This window comes from Rhizobium sp. AAP43, assembly GCF_001296045.1.
Classification (GTDB): domain Bacteria; phylum Pseudomonadota; class Alphaproteobacteria; order Rhizobiales; family Rhizobiaceae; genus Allorhizobium.
On sequence record NZ_LJHS01000007.1, the window covers coordinates 1 to 23571 of the forward strand.

At 58.9% G+C, this 23571-nt stretch carries 19 protein-coding genes; 14 read left to right on the top strand and 5 right to left on the bottom strand.

The window, feature by feature from the left end; all coding sequences use genetic code 11:
- From IP76_RS06620 to tssH, 5 genes are all read right to left on the bottom strand, one after another.
- Positions 1–207 (bottom strand): hypothetical protein (locus tag IP76_RS06620; protein ID WP_054157427.1); only part of this gene is annotated, 207 nt, incomplete at its 3' end.
- Positions 208–223: 16 nt separating this feature from the next.
- Positions 224–727, bottom strand: coding sequence for a type VI secretion system amidase effector protein Tae4 (locus IP76_RS06625; protein ID WP_245281406.1), 504 nt, complete (start codon positions 725–727; stop codon positions 224–226).
- 12 nt (positions 728–739) lie between these two features.
- Positions 740–1165, bottom strand: coding sequence for a Rap1a/Tai family immunity protein (locus tag IP76_RS06630; protein WP_054157428.1), 426 nt, complete (start codon positions 1163–1165; stop codon positions 740–742).
- Between the two features lie 101 nt (positions 1166–1266).
- Complete coding sequence (locus tag IP76_RS06635; protein WP_054157429.1) at positions 1267–1743, bottom strand: type VI secretion system tube protein Hcp; 477 nt, start codon at positions 1741–1743, stop codon at positions 1267–1269.
- A 46-nt stretch (positions 1744–1789) separates the two neighbouring features.
- Positions 1790–4549, bottom strand: coding sequence for a type VI secretion system ATPase TssH (gene tssH, locus IP76_RS06640; RefSeq protein ID WP_082352436.1), 2760 nt, complete (start codon positions 4547–4549; stop codon positions 1790–1792).
- Positions 4550–4781: 232 nt separating this feature from the next.
- On the opposite strand from tssH, the gene tssA reads away from it, so the two are divergent.
- The 14 genes from tssA (at position 4782) to IP76_RS06710 (ending at position 23552) form a co-directional block, all read left to right on the top strand.
- A complete protein-coding gene (tssA, locus tag IP76_RS06645; RefSeq protein WP_082352437.1) occupies positions 4782–5834 on the top strand; it encodes a type VI secretion system protein TssA in 1053 nt (350 codons plus the stop codon).
- A 90-nt stretch (positions 5835–5924) separates the two neighbouring features.
- Complete coding sequence (gene tssB, locus IP76_RS06650; RefSeq protein ID WP_054157527.1) at positions 5925–6434, top strand: type VI secretion system contractile sheath small subunit; 510 nt, start codon at positions 5925–5927, stop codon at positions 6432–6434.
- Positions 6435–6528: 94 nt separating this feature from the next.
- On the top strand, positions 6529–8010 hold the full coding sequence (tssC, locus tag IP76_RS06655) for a type VI secretion system contractile sheath large subunit (protein WP_054157430.1): 1482 nt from the start codon (positions 6529–6531) through the stop codon (positions 8008–8010).
- A gap of 68 nt (positions 8011–8078) precedes the next feature.
- Entirely contained in the window at positions 8079–9470 is a 1392-nt protein-coding gene (tssC, locus tag IP76_RS06660; protein WP_054157431.1) for a type VI secretion system contractile sheath large subunit, read from the top strand.
- Entirely contained in the window at positions 9467–10288 is an 822-nt protein-coding gene (locus IP76_RS06665; protein WP_054157432.1) for a type VI secretion system accessory protein TagJ, read from the top strand. Before tssC (IP76_RS06660) ends, IP76_RS06665 begins: the two co-directional genes overlap by 4 nt.
- Positions 10281–10814 carry a type VI secretion system baseplate subunit TssE gene (gene tssE / locus IP76_RS06670; protein WP_054157433.1) on the top strand — a complete coding sequence of 178 codons (534 nt, stop codon included), beginning with the start codon at positions 10281–10283 and terminating at the stop codon, positions 10812–10814. Before IP76_RS06665 ends, tssE begins: the two co-directional genes overlap by 8 nt.
- A complete protein-coding gene (gene tssF / locus IP76_RS06675; protein ID WP_054157434.1) occupies positions 10807–12588 on the top strand; it encodes a type VI secretion system baseplate subunit TssF in 1782 nt (593 codons plus the stop codon). Before tssE ends, tssF begins: the two co-directional genes overlap by 8 nt.
- A gap of 13 nt (positions 12589–12601) precedes the next feature.
- A complete protein-coding gene (gene tssG / locus IP76_RS06680; RefSeq protein ID WP_054157435.1) occupies positions 12602–13627 on the top strand; it encodes a type VI secretion system baseplate subunit TssG in 1026 nt (341 codons plus the stop codon).
- Entirely contained in the window at positions 13612–14772 is a 1161-nt protein-coding gene (locus IP76_RS06685; protein ID WP_054157436.1) for an FHA domain-containing protein, read from the top strand. The genes tssG and IP76_RS06685 overlap by 16 nt, the downstream gene beginning before the upstream one ends.
- Positions 14762–16102, top strand: a complete 1341-nt coding sequence (tssK, locus tag IP76_RS06690) for a type VI secretion system baseplate subunit TssK (protein ID WP_054157437.1) — start codon at positions 14762–14764, stop codon at positions 16100–16102. The genes IP76_RS06685 and tssK overlap by 11 nt, the downstream gene beginning before the upstream one ends.
- Positions 16099–17631, top strand: coding sequence for a type VI secretion system protein TssL, long form (gene tssL / locus IP76_RS06695; protein ID WP_054157438.1), 1533 nt, complete (start codon positions 16099–16101; stop codon positions 17629–17631). The genes tssK and tssL overlap by 4 nt, the downstream gene beginning before the upstream one ends.
- On the top strand, positions 17628–21095 hold the full coding sequence (tssM, locus tag IP76_RS06700; RefSeq protein ID WP_054157439.1) for a type VI secretion system membrane subunit TssM: 3468 nt from the start codon (positions 17628–17630) through the stop codon (positions 21093–21095). The genes tssL and tssM overlap by 4 nt, the downstream gene beginning before the upstream one ends.
- A 5-nt stretch (positions 21096–21100) precedes the next feature.
- Positions 21101–22618: a type VI secretion system-associated protein TagF gene (gene tagF, locus IP76_RS06705; protein ID WP_054157440.1), complete on the top strand. Its 1518-nt coding sequence runs from the start codon at positions 21101–21103 to the stop codon at positions 22616–22618.
- Complete coding sequence (locus IP76_RS06710; protein WP_054157441.1) at positions 22611–23552, top strand: protein kinase; 942 nt, start codon at positions 22611–22613, stop codon at positions 23550–23552. The genes tagF and IP76_RS06710 overlap by 8 nt, the downstream gene beginning before the upstream one ends.
- Positions 23553–23571: the final 19 nt, after the last annotated feature.

Genomic DNA, 23571 nt, shown 5'->3' on the forward strand with positions numbered 1-23571 from the left:
CGAGACATCCATCAGCCGCCCGATCAACTCTTCCGGCTTCACCTGCGGTTTCTTCGAGCGCGCCGAGATGCGGACCTCGAACAGGCGGTTGACGCCCTCCTCGATCACCACGCGTTCGGGCAGCAGCTGGTCGGCGCCGAGCGGCGAGACAAGCCGCAACACGCGGCTTGCCTGGATGAAATCGGCTGAGGAGGACTGTTCGGTCATGGGCGGATCTCCAGCCTCACGCGGTGCGGCTGGACAGGAGCGGCCAGAACCAGATCGAGCGGGACTGGTAGTAGCAGGCCGAGGCGCATTGGGCAGCTTCCGCGGCTCCGGTCACGAGATCGATATGGCCGCCGCCGGCATAGCCGGGGATTTCGTTGAAGGCGACGAGGCCCTTGCGCGCGGCGATCCCGGTCTGGGCTGTGCGGGGCGTGAAGGTCTCAGGCGTGCCGAGATAGCCCGGAGTGGCGAGAAGGTCGGCCAGCCGGCGCATCGAAACCTGGATGCCCTTGCCGGAATGGGTGCCCTTCAGGATGTTGTGCGACTTCGGCGCGATCTTGATGCCGGACTTGACGAGGGCAAGGCTGATCCGCACGGCGCAGGTGTTGGCGTAGAGCGGATTGTTGAGAAAGCTGTCCCAGCCGATTTCGGCAAACAGATCCTGCTGGCTGACATAGTTGGATTTGAACGGCGTGCTACCGGAATAGTTTGAATTCAGTGTGTCAAAGGCAACGGTGATCATATCGGCTCCGGGTCAATCGTCTTTGCAGGGGAAGGATTTGGTGAGGGCGGCAAGGACCGGGATTGCCGCGTTGCGAGCAAGCGCGTCTGCCGGCGCGGTCTTCAGCTCGGTGAAGACGCGATCCGTCAATTCGTGCAGCAGGATGCCGCCTTCCATGCACCAGGCGGTGCCATCGGTTGCGTCGGCAACGCCGGCGACATAGGCGGCCGCCCGGTCGTAGGAAACCTGGCGCCTGAGGTCCGGATTGGTGATCTCAGGTACGGCTTCGCCCTTGAGACCGGCCAGAAGCTGTTCACCGCTCATCCGAAAGATATCGACCTGCTGCGCCGAACTGGGCTGCGATCCGATGATCGCGGCGACTGCCAAGAAGCCGAGAGCGGTCACGCTCAAGCGACCTGGACGGTTTATCAAGGCACGGATGGTTAAGCGGCTTGGCATCCGGCATCCTCACATGGGTCAAAAGGTTCAAGCCGTTGCCCAGAGGCAACAGCCAGCGTGCTGCGCCGGCTGATGCCGGCGCAGGTTTTCGGAAAGGAAGTTCAGGAAGCCTTGGTGGTCGCCAGATCGTAAGACGCGATCATCGGCGACTGCGGCGAATGGTTATCGTCATAAGGCGTGTACTTCACTTCCATCTTGGTGAAATTCAGCTTGATCGTCTCGACCGGCCGGTCGCCGTTGGAATCGATGGAATAGCTGGCGATCAGCGTGTTCGTCAGCGAGTACTCGATATAGGTGTCGCCCGGATTGCCGGTGGTGACCAGATGGATCACGGCGCGCTTGCCGGTCCGACCCGAGCAGGCTTCCTGGAACAGCTTGGTCGAAGAGGAATCCGAAACCTTGGTCAGAATGACTTCCGAGACCGTCGGCTCCGACGCTTCACGGTTCGCGGCCGAACCGGCTGATGTGTTCATGTTGCGCGCGACATTCCAATGGATGGCTTCGATATCCATCCATTTGCGATGCTGCTCGTGCGTGGCGTCGCCCTGAATGCCATCGATCTGCAGATAAATCGGCATGCGTCTGTCTCCTGTGAAATAACTGCGTCCGTTTACGGCACGTCGTTCAAGTGTCGTGCCCTCCCCGAGCCTGACTGGGCTGCGGGGTTTCTTCATCCGGCCTGCCGGCATGTGTGGCAGTGCCCGATTGTGTTGCGACCTCGCCTTCCTCAGCCTCAATGGTGAAGCTGTGACCGTCGTGCCGTATGGTGATGCGCGTTACCTTGACCCCGCGGGTCAGTGTGCCGAGCAGGTATGTGGATAGAACCGGCATCAGGTCGCGCATGATCATCAATTCGATGGCGCGGGCGCCCATTTCGCTGGTCTGTGCCTTTGCGACGAGTGCGCTCCGCGCTTCGCCCGCCAGGACGGCTGCTGCGCCATAGGTGGCGAGGACGCGGGCCTTGATGCGTTCAAGCTGGATGTCGATGATGCCGAGAAGGCTCTCTGCCGTCAGCGGCATGAAAGGCAGAATGGTGGTGCGGCCGAGGAAGGCCGGCTTGAAATGCTTCTGCAACTCGGGCAGCAGCATTGCCTCCAGCGCTTCACCTTCGGGCATCGTCTCGGGGTCGGCTGCGAGCTGCGCCAGGAGTTCCGACCCCGTATTGGCGGTCATGAAGATCGTGGTGTTCCTGAAGTCGATATCGCGGCCCTCGCCGTCGCGCAGCGCGCCCTTGTCAAATACCTGGTAGAAGATGTCCTGTACGCCCGGATGAGCCTTGTCGATTTCATCAAGCAGCAGCACGCCGAAAGGTCGCCGCCGAACGGCTTCGGTCAGCACCCCACCTTCGCCATAGCCTACATAGCCGGGTGGTGATCCGACGAGCATGGAGACTTTGTGCTCCTCCTTGAACTCGGACATGTTGATTGTGGTCAGGTGCTGGCTGCCGCCATAAAGCATGTCGGCAACCGAAAGCGCGGTCTCCGTCTTGCCTGTGCCCGACATCCCGACAAGCAGAAAGACCGCCGGCGGACGAGTGGGATCAGCAAGGCCAGCACGGGCGGCGCGCATGGCGGCTGCAATCCGGGTAATGGCCCTGTCTTGCCCGAGGACGCGTGTCGAGAGTTTTTGATCCAGACCGCATACAGCCTCGACCTGGTCGGCCAGGAGTTTGCCGACCGGGATGCCTGTCCAACGGGCCAGAACGGCCGCAACGACATCACGATTGACGACGCGCGGCACAAGCGCCGTGTCGCCCACAATCTCCGCCAGGCTGCGCTCGACCTTCAAGAGAGTGACTTCAGGCCTCTCATCCCGATGGCTCGCGGCAAGAACGGCGACGTTCCCGACATTGTCGGCCGCAAAGGTCGAGGCTGGCTGCAGATCCTCGTCGTGAGCGGAAAGTTGCTCCAACCGATCGGCCTCCTGAACCAGCAGGACCTCAGCGGCGTGCTGCACTTCGAGCACGGAAATTTCCCGGCGGATATCTTCGATTTCGGCGCTTGCGGCCTCGATCCGGCTGTTGCGCTCTTCTGTTTCGGGCTCCTGCAAAAGCCAGGTCCGCTCGTCAGTAACGAGTTTCAGTTCGTGGGCGAGGTCCGAAAGTTTCTCGGGGCGTGTCTGGCGCGCAAGCGCGACGGATGCAGCGGCCGTATCCAGCAGGCTGATTGCCTTGTCTGGCAATTGCCGGGCCGGCAGATAGCGTGCCGACAGTTTTACCGCAGCTTGAATTGCCTCGTCGCGAATTCGCACACCATGATGGCGTTTCAGGCTGGGAGCGACCCCTCGCACCATTCGGATCGCGGTTGCCTCATTGGGCTCAAGCACCTGTACGATCTGAAAGCGCCGCGTCAGCGCCGCATCCTTCTCGATGAACCGTTTGTATTCGCTCCATGTCGTGGCCGCGATGGTCCGGAGTTCCCCGCGCGCGAGAGCAGGCTTCAGGATGTTGGCGGCATCACCCTGCCCTGCCTGCCCGCCTGCCCCGATGAGACTGTGTGCCTCGTCGACGAAGAGAATTATCGGCTGCATTGACGTCTTTACGGCATCGACAACGCCGTGAAGACGCCGCTCGAACTCCCCTTTTACGCCGGCACCAGCCTGGAGCAGAGTGAGATCCAGTAACAACAGGCGAACTGCCTTGAGGCGTTCTGGCACATCACCGCAGGCAATGCCGATCGCGAGGGCTTCGGCCACTGCCGTTTTTCCGACACCAGGCTCGCCAACGAGAATTGGGTTGTTTTGCCGACGACGCATCAGGATATCGATCACTTGTCGCAGCTCATTTTGCCGCCCAATGACCGGATCCAACCGCATCTGCCGCGCATCCTCGGTCAGGTCGCGGGTATAGAGCCTCAGGAATTCGTTCTGTTGCTCTGCAGATGCAACGCCATGGGTCTCGACGCTGGCAGTGCTCTGCGGCGCGGCCCCTACCTGTGCGGCGCGCAAGGCCTCGAGTGCCGCGCGATCGGCGCGCAGCAAGCTCGGGGCCGTACCGCGTGCGATAATCCGCAGCGATGACTCGTCGAGGAGAGTTACCAGGATGTCCGAGGCTGCAATCAACTCGCGGCCACCCTGTAAGGAGGCAGCAAGCCATGCTTCGCGGCAAAGGGTCAGAATATTTTCCGACAACACGAGGGACTGGCCATCGGTCCGGGCGATGTCGGCGATTGCCTGATCAAGCTCCCGGCGCATGACGCCGATATCAATCTTGGCGGCCTCGGCGACCTGCAGGAAGGCAGTATCGTCCGTAAGAGCGCGCAGCCAATGCGACAGGTCGACGGCAGGATGCTGAAAACGGACGGCTATCGATGCTGCTGTTTCCAAACCGACATGCAGAGACGGCTCCAGTTTTCGCACGAGGCGGTCTATTTCGATCTGCGGCATTGCTGAATTGTCGTCCCGGCTGAAGATTTAAACCCACGCAGAGGTTGTAGCGAAAGAGCTAGGTCCGTACATTCGGATTGTCGAGTGTAAGACGTCACAAACTCCAGTATTTTTTGAAAACCATTCGTCGTCACACTTTTGTCATCTTCTTGACGACGAAAAGAGGATGTAAATTTTCACCGGTGTGAATCTGTATCTTGACCAAAAGCCAGATCATGAGAAATGAATTCGCATGAAAATAGAATCTATGATCGCTCCAATTTCAGAAGATCGTCCGTGCGGATTTAACATCAGGAGTAATACTGATTCTCGGGAGATTTATTTCAGTATTAAGGATGCAAGGACTATGGCGCGTGCTGCTGAGCGCAGTGTCGAGCCGGGGCAAACTGTCAATTCTTCAGCGATTTGGGTCGAGGTTCGCAATCTTGGATTGAGTATTCTGTCATCGCGCGGCAAGGACATTGAGGTGCTTGCGTGGCTGATGGAGGCGCAGTTGCGGCTTGAAGGCTTTGCCGGATTGCGAGATGTGTACCAAGTGACGCTGTCGCTTATAGAACATTATTTCGATGATCTGCATTCAATAGGAGACGACGATCCCGAAGAAAGGTTCGCGCCGCTTGCAGGTCTCAACGGGATTGGCAGTGAGGGAACGCTGATACAAGCGATACGGCTCACACCACTGACACCGAATGCCAAATTCTCGCAATTTTCGCTCTGGGACTTCCAGGTTTCGCAACGCCCTGGAGAGGAACGAGCAAGAGAGGCTCTCCAGCAGGCCGCAGCTGATGTGGGGCAGTCGGCTATGGTCGAGCACTTAGGGGCCGTGCGAGACTGTATTTCATTATTTGATCGATTGACCGAGCTGTTGATTGAACGTTGCGGTGCTCAAGCGCCGCCGAGCTCCAACATACGAAATGCTTTGGTCGAGGCCGCAAACGCGATCCGTTACCTTGCCCGCATTGAAGAGGAGCCGCTCGGGTTGCTGTTGCCCGCTGATCCGATGCCGGAGCAGAGCATTGTTTTGCCGGAGCAGAAGCAGACTGCCGCTGTGCCGCCACGCGTTGATGCCATTCGGTCTAGAGACGACGCTTTCGAAGTGCTGCTCGGCGTGGCGCGATATTTTCGTAAGACCGAGCCCCATTCACCGATTTCGATGTCGATCGAAACCCTGGTGCGTCGCGGGCGCATGGACTTCTCCCAGTTGCTGGCCGAACTCCTTCCGGATGCGGCACAGCGCCAGGCGGTCCTCACGGCAGCTGGCATACGTCCGAATCTGGACGCCTGACGACAAGACATGCCGTCGGTTTGCCAATCGACGGGGAAACTGACGAACGGACTGAATTGGATCTGCCGCATCGGCATGAAGGAGCAAGAAATGGCGAGTGTTCACGAGAAGCTGGAGCGGGTCCGTAAGCCACGTGTCCACATCAAGTATGAAGTTGAAACCGAAGGGGCGATGGTCGTCAAGGAACTGCCTTTCGTTGTCGGTGTTCTGGGGGATTTCTCCGGCAATCCCACGCAGCCGCTAAAACCGTTCGGTGAGCGCAAGTTCGTTCAGATCGATCGCGATAATTTTGATGACGTGATGCAGCGCATGTCGCCTGGACTTGAACTCGCCGTCGACAACACGCTGCAGGGCGATGGTTCCCAGATGCGTGTTTCCCTGAAATTCGAGCGGATGGAAGACTTTGAGCCAGGCTCTGTTGTCCAGCAGGTCCCAGCATTGAAGGCACTGCTTGATGCACGCAACGAGCTGCGAGACCTGATGAGCAAGGCTGACCGTTCCGAAGAATTGGAGCGTCTCCTTGAAGAAATTCTGCAGAACAAGGGCGATCTTGCCGCCCTTGTCGGCCAGCTCGGCGAGAAGAACCACGACGGAAAATGAGACTGCCTTTCCCCGTCGTTGAGACAGGGCAGGACAGATCCATCACTTGGGGTGCCACGTCGACATGGCGTCACCTCGGCGGAAGGACAAGAAGATGAGTGCTGAAACGCAAGTGCAGGCGAGACCAGAAGCAGTTTCCTCTGAGGGCGAAAACCTGCTTTCCAAAGTCGTGGCCGCGACGCGCCAGACGGAGCCGGATCGGGCGCAGGATCTGCTGCGTACGCTGACCGAACAGGCAATGAAAGGCACGGTCTCTTACGACCGTAATCTGACGATTACGTTGAACAATGCCATTGCAGAAATCGACAAGGCTATTTCCCTCCAGCTTGCGGCGATCATGCAGGCGCCGGAATTCGTCAAGCTGGAAGGCTCCTGGCGAGGCCTGAACTATCTCGTGAAGAACTCCGAGACGAGCGTCAACTTGAAGATCCGCGTATTGAACGCCAGCAAACGCGAGATCTCGAAAGACCTTGCCAAGGCCGTCGAGTTCGATCAGTCGCGGCTGTTCAAATCGATCTATGAAGACGAATTCGGTACGCCCGGCGGGGAGCCGATGGGGGCTTTGATCGGTGACTACGAATTCGGTAATTCGTTCGAGGACGTGCAACTGCTGCAAGGCGTCTCAATGATTGCAGCGGCCTCCTTTGCACCGTTCATTGCCGCTGCGAGTCCGCACATGTTCGGATTTGATGACTTCCGTGATTTGGCCAAGCCGCGTGATCTCGAGAAGATCTTCGAGACGGCGGAATACGCGAAGTGGCGCAGCTTCCGCGAAAGTGATGATTCTCGCTTCGTTACGCTCGCCATGCCGCGCGTTCTTGCCCGCATGCCCTACGGGCCGAACACGACACCGATTGACGAATTCAACTATGACGAGACTGGCGGTTCGACCTCCGGCGAACTGGCGCATGATTCCTATTGCTGGATGAATGCCTCATACGTCATGGGCACGCGGTTGACCGAAGCATTTGCCAAGAGCGGCTGGTGCACGGCGATCCGCGGTGCCGAAAACGGGGGTAAGGTCGAAGGCCTGCCCATGCATGTCTTTTCCAGCGATGAGGGCGATCTCGATCTGAAATGCCCGACAGAGGTCGGCATTACGGATCGTCGCGATGCCGAACTTGGCAAGCTCGGCTTCCTGCCTTTGTGCCACTACAAGCACACGGACTATGCGGTCTTCTTCGGGGCCCAGACGACCCACAAGCCGAAAACCTACGATCGACCCGAGGCGACAGCGAATGCTGCCGTCTCCGCGCGCCTGCCTTACATCATGGCAACCTCTCGCTTCGCGCATTACCTGAAGGTCATGGGTCGCGACAAGATCGGCTCCTTCATGGAAGCGGAAGGTTGCGAGGCTTGGCTTAACCGATGGATCTCGAACTATGTCAACGCCAACGACGATGCTGGTGAGGAGTCTCGCGCCAAATATCCGCTGCGCGATGCCAAGGTGACGGTTCAGGAAATCCCCGGTCGGCCGGGTTCCTACAATGCTGTGGCTTGGATGCGTCCTTGGTTGCAGATGGAAGAGCTCACCACCTCTCTGCGCATGGTCGCCCGTATTCCGACGAAGAACTGACGCGCTTATCGGAGACAGGTGGCGCATTGCCGTCATCTGTCTCTGTCGCGCAGCAAGGCACAGGACCCATGCTCGACACGCGCTCGGATCTGCGACGGAGAGTGGATCAGTTGATCCATCTTATCGACGATCGTCTCAACCGCCAGGTCAATGCCATTCTTCACCATGCTGACTTCATGGCGATGGAGGCAAGATGGCGGGGGCTTGCCATGCTTGTCGTGGAGGCGGCCCGAGGCCCGGACGTCAAGGTCAAGGTTCTCGCAGTCTCCTGGCAGGATCTCTCCCGATCCATCCAGCGAGCCGCCGATTTCGACCAGAGCCACCTCTTCGAACTTGTCTACAGCCGCGAATTCGGCATGCCAGGCGGCGAACCCTTCGGCTTGTTGGTCGGCGATTATCTGCTGTCGCCAGAGGAGCCGAGCGGTGGAGATACCGTGGGCACGCTTGCGCAGCTTGCCCTGGTTGCAGCTGCCGCTTTCTGTCCTTTCGTGGCTGGTGCCACGCCGCAGGCGATCGGGCTTGAACGTTTCGCTGACCTGGATCGCGTGCATGATTTTTCTTTTCTCGCCACTGACCCGAGGCGGTTACGCTGGAATAGCCTGCGTGCGGCGGATGACGCCCGCTTCCTTGGTCTCGTTGCACCAAGGGTTTTGATGCGCAGCCCACTGCCTCCCCTTTCTCGCAGGCGCGACGATCTCTTCCCCTTTCGCGAAGAAATCGCAGCGGATGGTCGTACGCTGCTCTGGGGCAATGGTGCTTTTGCTTTCGCGTCCATCGTTATTCGAAACTTCATCGAAAGTGGTTGGTTTGCCGATATTCGGGGTGTTACCCAGGATGGCATCGATGGCGGACTCCTTTCGGAACAGCAATTGCCGCCGCTTGACTTCGGTACGGAGAGTGGAGGCCTTTCTGCCCAGCCGCCGGTCGAGATCAGACTGTCCAGCGGTCAGGAGCAACAACTCGGCGATCTCGGCGTCATTCCAATCGGCACGACCTATCTGACGGCCAATGCCATCTTCAATACCAATCCGTCGCTTCATGCTCCATCGCGTTTTTCGACCGAACAGGCCCGCCAGAACGCCCGACTTGCTGCGATGCTACAATATGTGCTGTGCGCCTCCCGTTTCAGCCATTTCCTCAAGGTGATCATGCGCGACGAAATCGGACAGATTTCGGATGCCCGAACGCTGGAGCGTCGACTGGACGAGTGGCTTGGCGGATACACACTCGGGAATGACGATGCAGATCTTTCGCTGCGAGTACGCTATCCGCTGCGCTCGGCTGGCATCACCGTAGCGGAAGTGCCCGGCAAGCCCGGTTGTTTCTCCTGCACGGTGCGGCTGCAGCCACATTTCCAGCTCGACGACATTTCCACGAGTTTTCACCTGATCGCCGAGATGGCGAGAGACACCGTCGGCCTGGCCTCTGGCCCTGCTTCACGGGAAAGGATTTCCGCATGAGCTTTTCGCAAGAAGTCGATGCCCTTTTGTCGAGCAACGACATTCGAGCAGGTCTTGAAGCCTGCAAGGCAAGGCTGAAGACGGCCCCGTCCGATCCGCAGGCACGTCAGCTTTACATCGATCTCTTGATCCTGGTGGGCGACTACGAGCGCGCCGACGATCAGTGCGGCCTTGCTGCCACGCTCGATTCATCGAAGGTGATGAGCTTTGCCATGCTGCGCCATCAGTTGCGTGGAATGGCGGCGCGCAATGCTTGGTATGAGACGGGCGCCGTTCCGGAGTTCCCCGATGGGCCGACCGGGCTCGATACGCTCGCTCTCAAGCTTGCCGTCGCAGATCGAGCCGGCAATCGAAACGAGACTGGCGCGGCTCTCACCGCCTTGGAAACGGCGCGCGCAGAGCGGCCGATGTCAGTTGCTGGCCAGAATGTGTCTGATTTTCGCGACCTGGATGATCGCCTCCCACATGCATTCGAAGTGATCATGGGCGGAGGATCGTATCTCTGGGTGGATTATTCGCGTGTCCGACAGCTCCGTCTCGATCCAATCAGCCGCCCTCGCGATTTGGCCTTCAGACCTGCGCAACTTACGTTGATGGATGGCGCAACAGCACCAGTCCTGCTACCGGCAATCTATCATGGCACGGCCGGTGACGACGCGACCCAACGCCTTGGCCGAAGCACAGAATGGGTTGAGACCATGACCGGCTTGACGGTCGGGCTGGGGCAGCGTTGCTTCCTCAGTGGTGAGACCCTGGTCCCGTTTCATGAACTCGGCCTGCTCGAAAACATCGCCACCGAAGAGGCTGTCCATGGCTGATCCGTTGGACATGTTCCGTCCGCGTGAACGGCAGGTTGCACGTTCCATACTGGATCGGCTTCTGGATGACGCGCCTTATAGTTCGGCAGACCCGATGAGCGGCTATGTCGATCAGGTGCGAGATATGCGCGAATGCATCCGGCGCGACCTCGAAGCGCTCCTGAACAGCCGCAAACCGATCAGGACTCCACCTGCAAAACTAGTCGAATTGCAGAATTCGTTGCTCGGCTACGGGATTGATGGAGCCGTATCAGCGAACCTTATTACCGATGAAGCGAAGCTCATGCTGGCGCGGTCCATAGAGCGCCGAATTCGCCGGTTCGAAACCCGGTTGGATAACATTCAGGTGACGATTCTGAAGAGCAGGACTGTTACTGAGCGTGCGCTTAGACTGCGGATCGAGGCGACTTTCCGCCTGCATGACGGCATGCCGCCGATCAGCTTCGAATCGACCATCGACCCGGCAACCCAGCGTTTCCGCGTCGACGGAGGCCGAAGTGCTGAGTACGGTGTCGCTCATGGCTGAAGGCTTTCTGTCGCGATACAACGAAGAGCTTGCAGCGCTCCGCCAGCGTGCTGGCCGCTTCGCCAATGCTTTTCCCAAGATTGCGGGTCGCCTTCGCATGTCCGACGAGGTCGCGGACGATCCCCATGTGGAGCGGTTGATCCAGAGCTTCGCCTATTCCGCGGCGCGCATCCGCCAGAAGCTTGACGACGAGTTTCCCGAACTCACGGACAGCATGCTGGAAACCCTCTATCCACATTATCTCGCGCCAATACCGTCTATGACCATCGTCCAGTTCGAGCCGGGTCGCACCCTGGCCAGCCAACAGGTCATCCCGCGTCACAGCGAACTCGTGGCGGAGCCGATCGGCGGCGAAAGTTGCCGTTTCCGAACGACGCAGGATGTGCGCATAGCCCCGGTCGAGCTTGTTGCGGCCAAATTGACAGGGCAGCCGGTTGAAGCGCCGCCGGCCCCCTTTCCGGGCGTGGCCGGTTGTTTGCGTCTATCGCTCCGGTCCACTGATGAACGGCTCCCTCTTTCAGCCGTGGGGCTCACCCACCTTCGGCTTTGCCTCACCGCGCCGTGGCAACAGGCCGTTGGCATGCATGAGCTTTTGGTCAACCATGTTGCGGGTTTTGCATTTGCGCGCCATGCAGACGACCGGACGGCTATATTCATGCCGGCCTCGAAGCTGACACCGGTCGGTTTCCAGTCTGACGAGGCTATGCTTCCCTATCCCGCCGCTAGCTTCGCGGGCTATCGGCTGCTGAGCGAATTCTTCGCCCTCCCCCAGAAGTTTCTCTTCCTGGAGATCGCGGGGCTTGAGGCTTGGCAGGGCGATGCGATGGAAGTCTTCATCTATCTTCGCAAGAGCGATCCTAAGCTTGAGCGGTCTTTGACGGCACGCGACATCGCACTTCATGCAAGCCCGGCCGTCAATCTGTTCCGGCAGGGGTGCGAACCTGTGGCGATTGACGGAACCCGGACGGAATATCGACTGATCGCCGATGCCCGGCGCCAGAAGACCCGCGAAATTCACAGCGTCGAGCGTGTCGTGCTGACAGATGTGGCGGGACGGCGCCAGACATGCCAGCCGTTTTTCGGCCGCTCCCAACGAACGAACGGCGCAAGTATCTATTTCCAGATCTATCGCCGTTTCGACGAGGATGATGGCACGAGCGACACGGATATCGCGTTTGTCGACCCCAACAAGCGACACGCAACCCCGCTCGACACGGTCGCTAGCATCGATGCCCTGTGTCTCAATCGTGACCTTCCGGAACAATTACCCTTCGGTGGTGGACATCCACATCTCCAGCTGGCGTCCGGTCATGAGGCGGTTGCTTCCGTCATGGCACTCACACCGCCAACACCGGCCGTCAGGATGAACGATCGGGAGGGGCGTGCATGGCGGCTAGTTTCTCATCTGGTTCTGAACCATCTGTCGATCGCAGACGGACAAGGCGGAGCCCTCAAGGATATCCTGTCGCTGTATGCCTTTCGCGATACGCCTGAAACACGACAATTGGTGGATGCGATTGCCGCTGTTGAAACGCATCAGTCGCTTGCCCGGATGGAGCATGGCGGAATGGTTTCCGGTACGGAGGTGAACGTTTCTTTTGATCCGGCAGTCATCGATCAGCCCACTGCCCATCTGTTCGGTCTCGTGCTCGACCGCTTCTTCGGCCTCTACACCTCGATGAACAGCTTTACACGGCTCACTGTCACGATGAAGGGCATGAGTGAACCGGTCGCTCGTTTTCCGGCCCGTGCGGCCGAACGTCCGTTGATCTGACGGGAATGATGGCATGACCCATAGGATCAGCGAAATCACGGACACTCTGGCAGACCGCCTCGATCGCGAACCCGGCAGTTTCGATCCGGTGACAGCCTTGCGGGTGGCGCAAACTTCGGCCAACGGCTTGCTCGATATTGTCGCCCCTGTCGGTGTTTCGCCCGCACCACTTGGGGTCAGCGGTTATGAAAGACGCGGACCGCGCCAAAAGATCCGTGCGCTCTTCGCCAACCTTACAGGCCCGGTCGGCGCATTGCCTCACGCCTATAACGAGCTCGTCCTGCGCGAGGAGCGCAATCGCGCGCGCGCACTCTCGGCATTCTTCGATCTTTTCAATAGTCGCGTTTCCGAACTTTTTGCCGACGCAAGTGACAAATATAGGCTGGCCCGCCGGCTGCGCTGGCGCGGTGCGAGCGAGCATGGTGGCTTCATCAAGGCGCTCCTTTCCCTGGCTGGCCTCGGAACACATGAGCTGGTCGATCGTGTTGGCATTGAGCAGGACCTCCTCCTGCGGTTCTCTGGATATTTTTCCGACAAGACCCGTCATGCATCTGGCCTGCGTGCAATGCTTGGTGACCTGACCGGCTTACCGATTGAAATCGAGCAATTCCGTCCACGTTGGCTGGCGATACCGCTGGATGAACAGACCCGAATGGGGCAGTCGAGCGCTGTGCGGCTCGGTATCAATACGTCGGCGGGCTCGGCTGTTCGCGACCTTGTTGGTTCGTTCCGGATCGTGGTTGGACCGGTGCGCTACGGCGATTATTTGCGCTTCTCTCCAGATGGCCGCTTCATCCGGGAAGTGGTGGCACTCACTCGCCTTTATGTCGGCCCGGTTCTCGATTTTGATATTCAGGTTATCCTCCACAAGGATGATGTTCCTTTCTCCTCGTTGAGTCAGGCCGGTCATGTTCCTCGCCTCGGTTGGAACAGCTGGGCACGGATAGCACCGGCCGAGCGAGACAGCCGTGATGCCATCGTCAACGCCCATTCGGTTGAGCGGCGGATATCGGAGGATGCAACATGCAGATCGAACTGATGCCGATCGGTGGCAAGGAAGTTGGCCAGTTCAATCGGATGGTTCTCGACCGTGGCCGAAAAACACTAGGCCGCGGGCCCGATTGCGACTGGAAGCTACCACAGGATCTGCGGGTCGCTTCGAAACTCCATTGCATTGTCGAACGCCAGGGTGATCGCTTCCAGCTGGTTGACCGGAGCTCAAACGGCACCTGGGTCGATGGAGTTTTGGTGCAGGATGGCGCATCCGCACCCCTTGCCGACGGCAGTCGCGTGACAATCGGCAATCTGGAACTGGCAGTTTCGATCAGCGGGCAGCCAAGCGGCACTGACGGTGATTTCGCCGGGGACTACGCGCTTTCCGATGAGCCTCTGACGATTTCCGCCATCCTCTCAGATATCGTTCCTGGCGGACGCATTGCTGGCGGTATTCTCGGTGCGTCTGAAACGGCTGAATTGCCTGTTCGTCCCTCGATTGCGATCAAAGGCGTCTCCTCCTCCCGCAATGTTGAGATTGGGTGGTCCGGGCCACCAGACCCGCGGGATTTTGGCACGATCCTCCCCGCAGACTGGGACGCCGATCCGACATCTGAGTTCGGCGGTCTGCTTGAACATGGAGCAGCGACGCAAGTTTCAATTTCGGTTGCGCCAAAGATTGGCGGGGGACAGGCAAAGGCGCCGTCTCAGTTAGCCGATGGCTTGCCTGAAAGCGGGAGCACGGCAGTGGCGCAGGATTCGGATGCCGCGTTAACGCCGCTTGTCGATCGATTGGAAAGGCAGGTCGGCTTGCTCAGCGGCCTGCTCGGCTGTGACGATGGGACCAGTGCAGATACTCTCACCGATCGCGTCGATATCGATGGTCGCCTCATAGCGCTTCTCACCGTCCACGAACGACTCCATGCCAACCTTGACCGGTTGCTTTCAAACAGTGACCGCATCTTCAATCCACGAATGATCGAAGCGCGTGTCGATGCGCAGAGCGGTCTGCCGCTTGGCCCCCTGCAAGCCCTTCGCTACTGGCGGATCTATCGCGCGCAATTCGTGACCGATGGGCGAAACCTTTCCGCCTTCGATCTGATGCGTGCCGGTGTGTCTGCCGATCCACTGCAGGAGACGCCCGGGAGGGCCGGCCTCGCCAAACAAGGAAAGACCTCCGATGAGGAATGAGAACCGCGTAGCCTGGAGCGAGGGAATGTTCCTTCGCGTCCAGCATTTCCAGCAATCAGACCGCTGGACCGAACGGCTGGTAAGAACCTCGATCCGTCCTCTTTCGCCCTATCCTTGGGGCGTGTCCGAGCTTGCGATCGACCGCAGCGCGCTTGCGACAGGTAAATTTGCCCTCGTCTCGGTTGCCGGAATCTTGCCGGATGGCACGCCGTTCGAGGCGCCGCTTGATACCGACCTGCCACCGCCTCTCGATCTCGATGAGACGGTGAAGAACACGATCGTCTATCTTGCCTTGCCGACCCGCCAGCCGGGTCGTGCCGACACGACCATAAACGGGGTGGGTCTGCGTAACCAGATCCGGCATGTCGGCTCCGTCTACGAGGCACCCGACGCGAATGTCGAAACTGATTTCATGGCTCAGATAGAAGTTGGGCGGCTGGCTCTACGTTATCTGAAGAGCGGCGACGACATGGCAGGTTACGATCTGATCGGGGTCGCAAGGGTTGTCGAGGTCCGCTCAGACCGGGCCGTCATTCTCGATGCCGACTATCTGGCTCCTTCCCTGACCCTCTCGGCAGAACGTCGTTTGAGCGACTTGGTCGGAGAATTACTTGGCATCGTGCGGCATCGTGCCGAGGCGATTGCCGAGCGTATCGGCGATCCGACGATCCGAGGAACGGCGGAGGTGGGAGACTATTTTCTCTTGCAGATCCTCAATCGCGCTGATCCCCTGCTTCAGCACATGGTTGCAAACGCCACGCGTCTGCACCCGGTCGACTTTTTCGAAACCTGCATCCAGCTTGCTGGCGAACTCGCAACCTTTACCACAGAACGCAAGCGGGCAGTCGAGTTTCCGCCCTATCGGCATAAGGATCTTAAGGCCACATTTGCGGCGGTATTTGATGAGCTGCGAACTTCGCTGTCTGCGGTACTCGAACAGTCGGCCGTATCGATCGAGCTTGCCGAGCGGCGTCACGGTGTTCGGGTTGGCACAATCCACGATCGGACGCTATTGCGAGATGCGGGTTTCGTTCTCGCCATCCGGGCGGACATGCCGGCGGAAGATATCCGGCGCAAGCTTCCGGCCCAGATCAAGGTTGGTCCAGTCGAACGCATTGCCGAACTTGTCAATGTCGCACTCCCCGGCATTCCGGTGCGACCCTTGCCCGTTCTCCCACGCCAGCTCCCCTATCGGTCGGGCACGATCTATTTTGAGCTGGATACGCAAAACCCGCTTTGGAAGCAGCTCGATACCTCGGGTGCCATTGCTCTGCATCTCTCCGGCGATTTCCGTGAACTGCAGATGGAACTCTGGGCGTTGAGAGCATGAGCAGGGATCCTTCTTCCTGGCAGAGCTTGCCGACCATCGTTGAACTTACCGATAGCGGACGGGCGAAGCAGCAAGCCGCTGCTCGAATTGCAGATCTGCTCGACGATGTGATCGTCGCTCCGGAAAACAACAGGGCGTCGGGAGATGCATCTGTTGATCGCACTGGCTGGTCCGTCGAAAGGTTGGTTCGTGACTTCAGCTTGGGCGGCGAAGAGGTGCCAATGCTGGTGCGCGCTGCAGCGCCATTGCTCAATCTATCGCATGAAATTCGAAAAACAGACGCCCAGCCGGATATCGACGAACTGCGCCGGGTTTCGTTTGAAGTGGTCAATCGCTACGAGCGTGATCTTGGCGCGGCGAGGATCAGTCCCGAACGGGCTCGGGCTGCGCACTACATCATCTGCGCGACGCTGGACGATGTGGTCCTTAGCAAGCCCTGGGGGGTGACTGCCGGCTGGGCCCGGTCAGGCTTGGTGTCGACCTTTCATATGGATGTGACGGGTGGCGAGCGAGTTTTCGATCTTCTTGACCATTTTCACCAGACGCCTGGATCGGCCAAGGATATCCTGTTGCTGATCTATCTTTCGCTATCGCTTGCCTTCGAAGGCCGTATGCGTGTTTCTGCTCGCGGCAACCTTGAACTTAGCCGTATCCGTGATGGTCTATACAAGACGTTGCTTGGCCAATACGGCATCTTCGAACGGGAACTGTCACCCCATTGGCGCGGTGTTTCTGCCCGCCACCGGCCGCTTAAGACCGCTACGGCGCTATGGACCCTGTTGTCCGTCGTGGCGCTTATCTTCGCCCTTGGCTATCTGTTCTTCACCCTATCCCTGAATGGGATTTCAGACGGTACGTTCACGCGTCTTGCCGGACTTCCGCCAAGCGAGACGCCGAGTGTGGTGATGACCACGCCGCCTCTACCGACGCCACCTGCTGAAGATCCGGCGCCCATTGCTGTCGCACCGCCGCCTGTCATTCCTGAATTGCCTCCACGAAAGCCCGACCCGGTGCCAATCGAGGAACTTCTCGCCTTTCTTCAGCCGGAGGTCGACAAGAAGCTGGTGACGCTCTCGGATGCCGAAGGCAGGCTTCGCATCCGGATCAACAATTCCGGTTTGTTTGAGACGGGCAGCGCCGAGGTCAGCCCACTGTTTCGCGATCTGCTTGAGCGGATTGGAGCAGCCCTTGCTGCCGATCGTTTCCGGGCGGTCGTCGTCGGGTATACTGATAATGTTCCAATCAAGACCGTACAATTTCCTTCGAATTGGCACCTGTCCGAGGCGCGTGCCAAGGCGGTTGGCGAAATTCTAGGCGCCTATACCGGTACCGAGGCCATCCTGACGGAAGGGCGCGCCGACAGCGATCCGATTGCCTCCAATGACACGCCAGAAGGCCGAGAAATGAACCGACGTACAGAAGTACTCGTTCTGACTGATCCCCGGCAACATCTTGGCGGCCAAGACATCGCGCCTCCTGTGGTCGAAGCAAGCGAGCCTGCCGAACCGAGTACAGGTAGCCAGCCATGAATCCTTTGAGTCTCTTTTATACCATCCGATCCTATGTCGAGGCCTATGCCGGCCTGGTTGGTCGCCGCTTCATCTCAGTCATCTGGGTTGTCGCACTCTGCGTTGTGATCTGGTTCTACGGTTTTCTTCTCGCTTTCGGCAGCTTCAAGCCACTGGCGAGCGTCAACATCCGGATCCTGCTGGTCGCGACGGTAAGCCTTGCCTGGCTTGGATATCTCGTTTTCACGATCATCCGGGATCGGCGCAGAGACACTGCACTTGTCGACGGGATAGAGAAGAGCGCTGAGGCCGAAGCTGCCGCCAGCCAGAGTGCGGAAGTGGGCGAGATCCATGCCCGGCTGAAGGACGCCCTACAACTGCTGCGCCGTGTGACCAAGAGGCGCTTTGGCTACATTTACCAGCTTCCCTGGTATGTCATCTTTGGCGCGCCAGGATCCGGAAAGACAACGGCTCTCACGAATTCGGGCCTGAGTTTTCCGCTGGGCGATGCGCTGGGCGGCAATTCTGTGCAAGGTATTGGCGGCACGCGCAATTGCAATTGGTGGTTTACCGACGATGCAATCCTGATTGACACCGCCGGCCGTTACACCACCCAGGACGACCTGAACGGAACGGCGAAGGCCGGTTGGGAAGGTTTTTTAGGGCTCCTGCGCAAGTATCGCCGCTCGCAACCCGTCAACGGCGCCTTGGTCACCCTGTCAATCGGTGATCTCATCAGCCGTGATCCGGAGTCGCAACGGGATGAGGTCCGCATCATTCGCCAGCGCCTTGCGGAGCTGGACGAACAGTTGCAGGTCCGTGTTCCTGTTTATCTGGTGCTGACAAAAGCCGACCTTCTGACCGGTTTCATCGAATTCTTCGACGGCTTCAATCGCAGTGATCGGGAGCAGGTCTGGGGCACGACCTTTTCTCTGGAGCAAAGCGAGGCGATGGAGGACTTGCCGCAACGCGTCTCGGAGGAATTCGCTCAACTTCAGGAACGTGTCGGTGCCATGCTTATCGAACGGCTTCAGCAGGAGCCGAGCGCTGAAGTCCGCGGTCGTATTTTCCGGTTTCCGGCGGAGTTTGCCGCGCTGCGCGAGCGGCTTCAGGATGTGGTCGAGGAGTTATGTGCCAGCTCGAAACTCGTTGAGCCACCGCTCCTGCGGGGCATCTACTTCGCCTCTGGAACCCAGGTCAGTGAAGCTGGAGCCACAGGCGGCAGTGTGCGCCCGAGACGCAGCTATTTTTTGACGCGGCTCTTCAAGGAGGTAATCTTCGGCGAAGCCGCACTCGTCGCGCGCGACAAGCGGTTGACGCGGCGCCAGGTGATGACGCGTCGGGCGGCCTATGCAATCGCCGGCATCGCCGTTTCCGTGGTACTCACCAGCTGGATTGCTACCTATGTGCAGAACCGGGCCGCCCTGTTAAGCGCTGAGCGCCGCCTCGATGCATTCGAAGAGCTCATTCGTGGAATTCCGGTCACGAATGTCGCCGATACCGATTTTCTCCGTATTCTTCCTGCTATCGATAATCTGGCGGCCGTCTCGACAGATTTCGATGTCACCCGCGCGTGGCCGCTGAGCTTTGGTCTGGACCAGCAGGCGAAGGTAGAAGGCCGCCAGCGTGACGCCTACCGGCGTGCCCTTAATGCACTGCTTCTGCCACGCATGCTTGTTCAACTGCAGCGTGACATGCAGATGAGCAATGATCCCGAACAGACTTTCGATGCATTGAAATTTTATGGAATGCTTGGCGGTCTCGGCCCCATGGATGTCGATTTCGCTGAACGCCAGGCCGAAATCATGTATTCGAGGCTCTATCCTGGTGAAGCGCGCCAAGCTGTTCGCGATGCGCTGACCCGCCATACCGCAGTGTTGGCGTCGGGGACGCTTTCCTCCGTCGAACTTGACAATCGCCTCATTGCAGAAGCACGCGAACGTATTCGTGAGATCGGCGTTGCCGATCGCGCCTTCCATATTCTCGTACAGCACCGGGATGCCCAGGCCCTGCCGAACTGGACAGCAGCCCAAGCTCTCGGTCCCTTGGGTGAGCGTGCTTTCATCCGCAGATCGGGTAAGCTGCTGCGGAATGGGCTTGCCGGTATTTTCACGGCAACTGGCTACCGGACGGTGGTGTCATTGCGTCTTGACGATGCTGCCCGCGATGCGGTGAATGAAGAATGGGTGCGGGGGGAAGCCAATCCGCCCGAGACAGCGATTGACGCTGTCGGCCAGGCCGCACTGATGCTCTATCATGCCGAATTCGAGCGTCAGTGGAGATCATTGCTGGCGGATCTTGTGATCAAGCCGTCGCAGACGATTGCCGATGCGGCGGAAACGACCCGAATCCTGGCCAGCGAGCCCAACCCGGTCGAATTGCTGCTACGCGCTATCGCACGCGAGACAGATCTTTCGATCGTGACATCCCCTCCGGCATCCGGAGGAAAAGGCGTCACCGAGGCTTTCGCTTCTGTCGTGCACGCTTCTCCGCCCGATCCCTATGGCGGCCTCCGGGAAATGCTTGATGCAAATGCGGGTGAAAGTGCCGATGGTCAGGCGCAGACCGAAATGCAGCAGCTGATCGCCAGACTTTCCGTGCTTGGCGAACAATTATCGCGGGCTACCACCTCATCCGCCGAGCTTGCCAAGGTTTTCGATGTCGATAGTCAGTTGACGATGGCCAATCAGGACTTGCTGCAGCAGGCGCGCCGTCTCCCTGCACCGGCTGACACTCTGATGGCGGGTGTTGCTGCGGATATCGGTTCGCTGGCTGTCAAGTCTGCCCGAACGCGGATTGCTGAAGCCTGGTCGGCCGAAGCGGCAAATTTCTGTGAAAGCGTGGTTCTGGAACGCTATCCCTTCGATCGTCAGTCTAGCCGCGATGCCGCCCTTGCCGATTTCGTGCGGCTGTTCGCTCCAGATGGCGTCATGAAGACCTTTTTCGATCAGAGGCTGTCGCCATTTGTTGATACAACAAGCACGCCCTGGAGCTGGAAGGGTACATTCGGTTCACGCGGTATCGAGAGTGAAGCGGTGGCGCAGTTCGGCTATGCGGATCAGATCACCCGCGCCTTCTTCCCGAATGGCGCGAAGGTGCCGCAGGTCTCCGTCAACGTTACTCCTGTTTCGCTCAGCCAGGCAGCCAATGCTGTCAAGTTGGAGCTCGGCGGACAGCCCGTCATTTATTTCCATGGCCCTATCCGTTCAAAGTCCATCAACTGGCCTTCTGAGGAGGGGAACAACAGTTCAAGCCTCGCCTTTCAGCCCGGTGGATGGCAGAACGGTTTGACGGCCACTGGCGATTGGTCATTGTTCCGGCTCTTCGATCGTTCGACACTCGTGCCGCAGGGTGATCGTGATCTGTTTCGCGCGACTTTCGAGCAGAACGGCCTGAAGGCGTCCTTTGATATCCAGTTTGGTTCGGTTCTCGACCCCTTCCGTCTGCCCGCCCTCTCCGCCTTTTCGTGCCCTAAGGCATTCTGAACTCCATGCAGGACAAAGGCTATCGAACAAGCGAAAGTGCTGAGCGTGAGCGGATCGGGTTCTTCGGCAAGTTGCCCAGCCACGGGGACTTCGTTGGTTGGGGTTTTGCGCGCGACTTCGAGTTGACACTTCAAGCGTTTCTGCAGACGGGTTTGCAGTCTTGTGCTTCGAAACTCGGTTCAAGTTGGGAAGATGCCTTTGCTGGCATGCCGCCTTGGCGGTTCATCGTTGAGCGCGGACTCTGGTGCGGCGGCACTGTGGCCGGGGTCTTGGTGAACAGCCGAGACCGCGTTGGTCGGCGCTTTCCACTGATCGTTGCGGTGCAAATATACGAGTTCAGCGGTCATCCACGTCAACTCTATCTCGACGAAAGCTGGTTTACGGCGGTTGAGGCGCTTGCTGAGACCGCGAACCACCGCGATTTTGACATGGAGCGGTTTACAACAGCGCTAACGCGTCTGCGAAGGTTGAGACCGGCAGATCCGCCAGATGATTTTGCCGGAATCAGAGATCGAGTCGCGACTGAAAGCATATGGTGGTCGGTCGAACCCGGCAGCAGGAAAGTTCGTGGCTTTCGCAATTCAGGCCCGCCCCGCGGTGAGGATCTGCCCAAGCTCATCGAAGCTGGTCTTCCGCCGCTGTCAGCAGCCGCACAGCCTGGGCAAGGGGTCGCCGATCCCGATCCGGCACCTTTGTCATCGGTAGGGACCTCACCCGGATCAATGCTCCCCCAGCCTATTGGTCGCAGTTCATCGAGTGAGGTTATGGTCGATGGCAGTCGTAGAAACTCAAGCTTCGTCGGTCGCGGCAGTTCGCCGGTTGTTCCGCCAGCGGTGCATCAGCCTTCCCCTCCCTTGCGATGCCGGCACGCCTATTCGAGCCATTCGGGAACACGCACTACACTTAATGCAGACGCCATCCTCGCGGCCGATGCCTCGGGCATGTTTGTGGTGGCCGATGGAATAGGGGATGGTAGCGGTGCGGTTCACGCAGCGAAACTCATTGTACATCTGCTCGGCAGCGATATCGTGCCCGGACCCCTCGAGCCTCGCCTTCAGTATGTGACTAGCAAGATTGGGCTGGTCAACGGGCTGCTGTTTTCTCAAAGACGTGAGAACACCGATGCGGCTGTGGAAACTGCCAGCCTTGTTGCGCTTTTGGTCGGTGAAGATAGGGTTGGCTTGCTCTGGGCAGGTGATGCACGTTGCTATCTGATCAGGCACGGCATGATGCGATGCCTGACGCGGGATCATGTGGCGCTCGGGCTCAGGTACAATCTTTCCAGGGCCGTCGGTCTGTCGGATACGCTGTCACCCGAGACGACGACTGTAATGATCGAGCCCGGCGATCTATTCTTGCTGTGCAGTGCCCCGCTCGTGCGTGTTCTTGGAGAGCGGCTGATCGCTGAAACACTGATTCAAGAGGAGTTCAGTCAGGCACCGGCGATCCTTGTCGAAAATAGCATGATTGCCGGCGCACGCGAGAATCTGACTGCAGTTTGTGTGTCTGTCGATCATGAGTGACGCCGAGGATAGTGCAGCGCGCCGGATCGCCGATTGTTTTGCTTCCTTGTGGCATCTTGTCAGGCCGATCGACGGGTCAGGTACGGACGAATTCCGCCGCATGGCGCGCATCCAGATTATCAACGCCCTGGAGCGCGGCGGTGAGTTTGTCGGTAGCCAGACTGGCGTCCAACTCTTCGCCGGAACCTTCTATTCCGAAGCTGTGATATGGTCTGGCCAGATGAGCGAAGTCCATCTCGTGCGCCATCGTGATCTAGGAAACCTGCAAGTCCTGAAAACTGTCCCGAAAGCGAGGGCCAGGGATCAGATGATCGTCGAAAGGCTTATAGTTGAGGCAAAAATCGGAGTGGCGCTCAGGCATGCGCACCTCGTCGAAACAACGATGCTCCTGCGACTTGAGGACGGTCGGCCCGCATTGATCCTAGAGTCATGCGGTAAGTCCCTGGCGGATCAGCTCGCGCATGGCGTGGTTGAATCAGGTGAAATTGTCACCGCTCTTATGCATCTGCTGGAAGGGCTCTCTGCCCTACACCGGGCAGGTTATGTTCATGGAGATGTCGCCGCAGAAAATCTCCTTTCCGCGCTCGATCTAGCCGAACAATGGAAGCTTGGTGACTTCGGTCTCACGCTTCCGGTAGGAGGTTCCTGTGCGGTCAAAGATGTCGCCTATCAGGGGCGGCCGCACTATGCTTCGCCGGAGCAAAAAGCGGGCTTGCAGCTAACCCCGCTCTCGGATCTCTACAGTGTCGGAATGTTGGCGGGGCACATTGCACGATCTTGTGTGCCGGCCTGCACTCGCGACCAATTGATAGCCTCGCGAGCGCTTCAGGCTTTTGAGGCAATCTTGGTCCAAGAGGACCAAGGCAAGCGCCCGGCAGACGCCCACACTTGCCTTGCCATCCTCAAAGATTGTTTTCGTAGTTGTGCTAATTAGAGCCTCTCCGATGAAACGC

Bases quoted from the DNA above. Each gene is read 5' to 3' on its own strand.
- tssG (WP_054157435.1), top strand. From the start codon at position 12,602: ATGACCCATAGGATCAGCGAAATCACGGACACTCTGGCAGACCGCCTC.
- tssC (WP_054157431.1), top strand. From the start codon at position 8,079: ATGCTCGACACGCGCTCGGATCTGCGACGGAGAGTGGATCAGTTGATC.
- tssE (WP_054157433.1), top strand. From the start codon at position 10,281: ATGGCTGATCCGTTGGACATGTTCCGTCCGCGTGAACGGCAGGTTGCA.
- tssB (WP_054157527.1), top strand. From the start codon at position 5,925: ATGGCGAGTGTTCACGAGAAGCTGGAGCGGGTCCGTAAGCCACGTGTC.
- IP76_RS06710 (WP_054157441.1), top strand. From the start codon at position 22,611: ATGAGTGACGCCGAGGATAGTGCAGCGCGCCGGATCGCCGATTGTTTT.
- IP76_RS06635 (WP_054157429.1), bottom strand. From the start codon at position 1,743: ATGCCGATTTATCTGCAGATCGATGGCATTCAGGGCGACGCCACGCAC.
- tssF (WP_054157434.1), top strand. From the start codon at position 10,807: ATGGCTGAAGGCTTTCTGTCGCGATACAACGAAGAGCTTGCAGCGCTC.
- tssC (WP_054157430.1), top strand. From the start codon at position 6,529: ATGAGTGCTGAAACGCAAGTGCAGGCGAGACCAGAAGCAGTTTCCTCT.
- tagF (WP_054157440.1), top strand. From the start codon at position 21,101: ATGCAGGACAAAGGCTATCGAACAAGCGAAAGTGCTGAGCGTGAGCGG.
- tssA (WP_082352437.1), top strand. From the start codon at position 4,782: ATGAAAATAGAATCTATGATCGCTCCAATTTCAGAAGATCGTCCGTGC.
- IP76_RS06625 (WP_245281406.1), bottom strand. From the start codon at position 727: ATGATCACCGTTGCCTTTGACACACTGAATTCAAACTATTCCGGTAGC.
- IP76_RS06685 (WP_054157436.1), top strand. From the start codon at position 13,612: ATGCAGATCGAACTGATGCCGATCGGTGGCAAGGAAGTTGGCCAGTTC.
- tssL (WP_054157438.1), top strand. From the start codon at position 16,099: ATGAGCAGGGATCCTTCTTCCTGGCAGAGCTTGCCGACCATCGTTGAA.
- tssH (WP_082352436.1), bottom strand. From the start codon at position 4,549: ATGCCGCAGATCGAAATAGACCGCCTCGTGCGAAAACTGGAGCCGTCT.
- tssK (WP_054157437.1), top strand. From the start codon at position 14,762: ATGAGGAATGAGAACCGCGTAGCCTGGAGCGAGGGAATGTTCCTTCGC.
- tssM (WP_054157439.1), top strand. From the start codon at position 17,628: ATGAATCCTTTGAGTCTCTTTTATACCATCCGATCCTATGTCGAGGCC.
- IP76_RS06630 (WP_054157428.1), bottom strand. From the start codon at position 1,165: ATGCCAAGCCGCTTAACCATCCGTGCCTTGATAAACCGTCCAGGTCGC.
- IP76_RS06665 (WP_054157432.1), top strand. From the start codon at position 9,467: ATGAGCTTTTCGCAAGAAGTCGATGCCCTTTTGTCGAGCAACGACATT.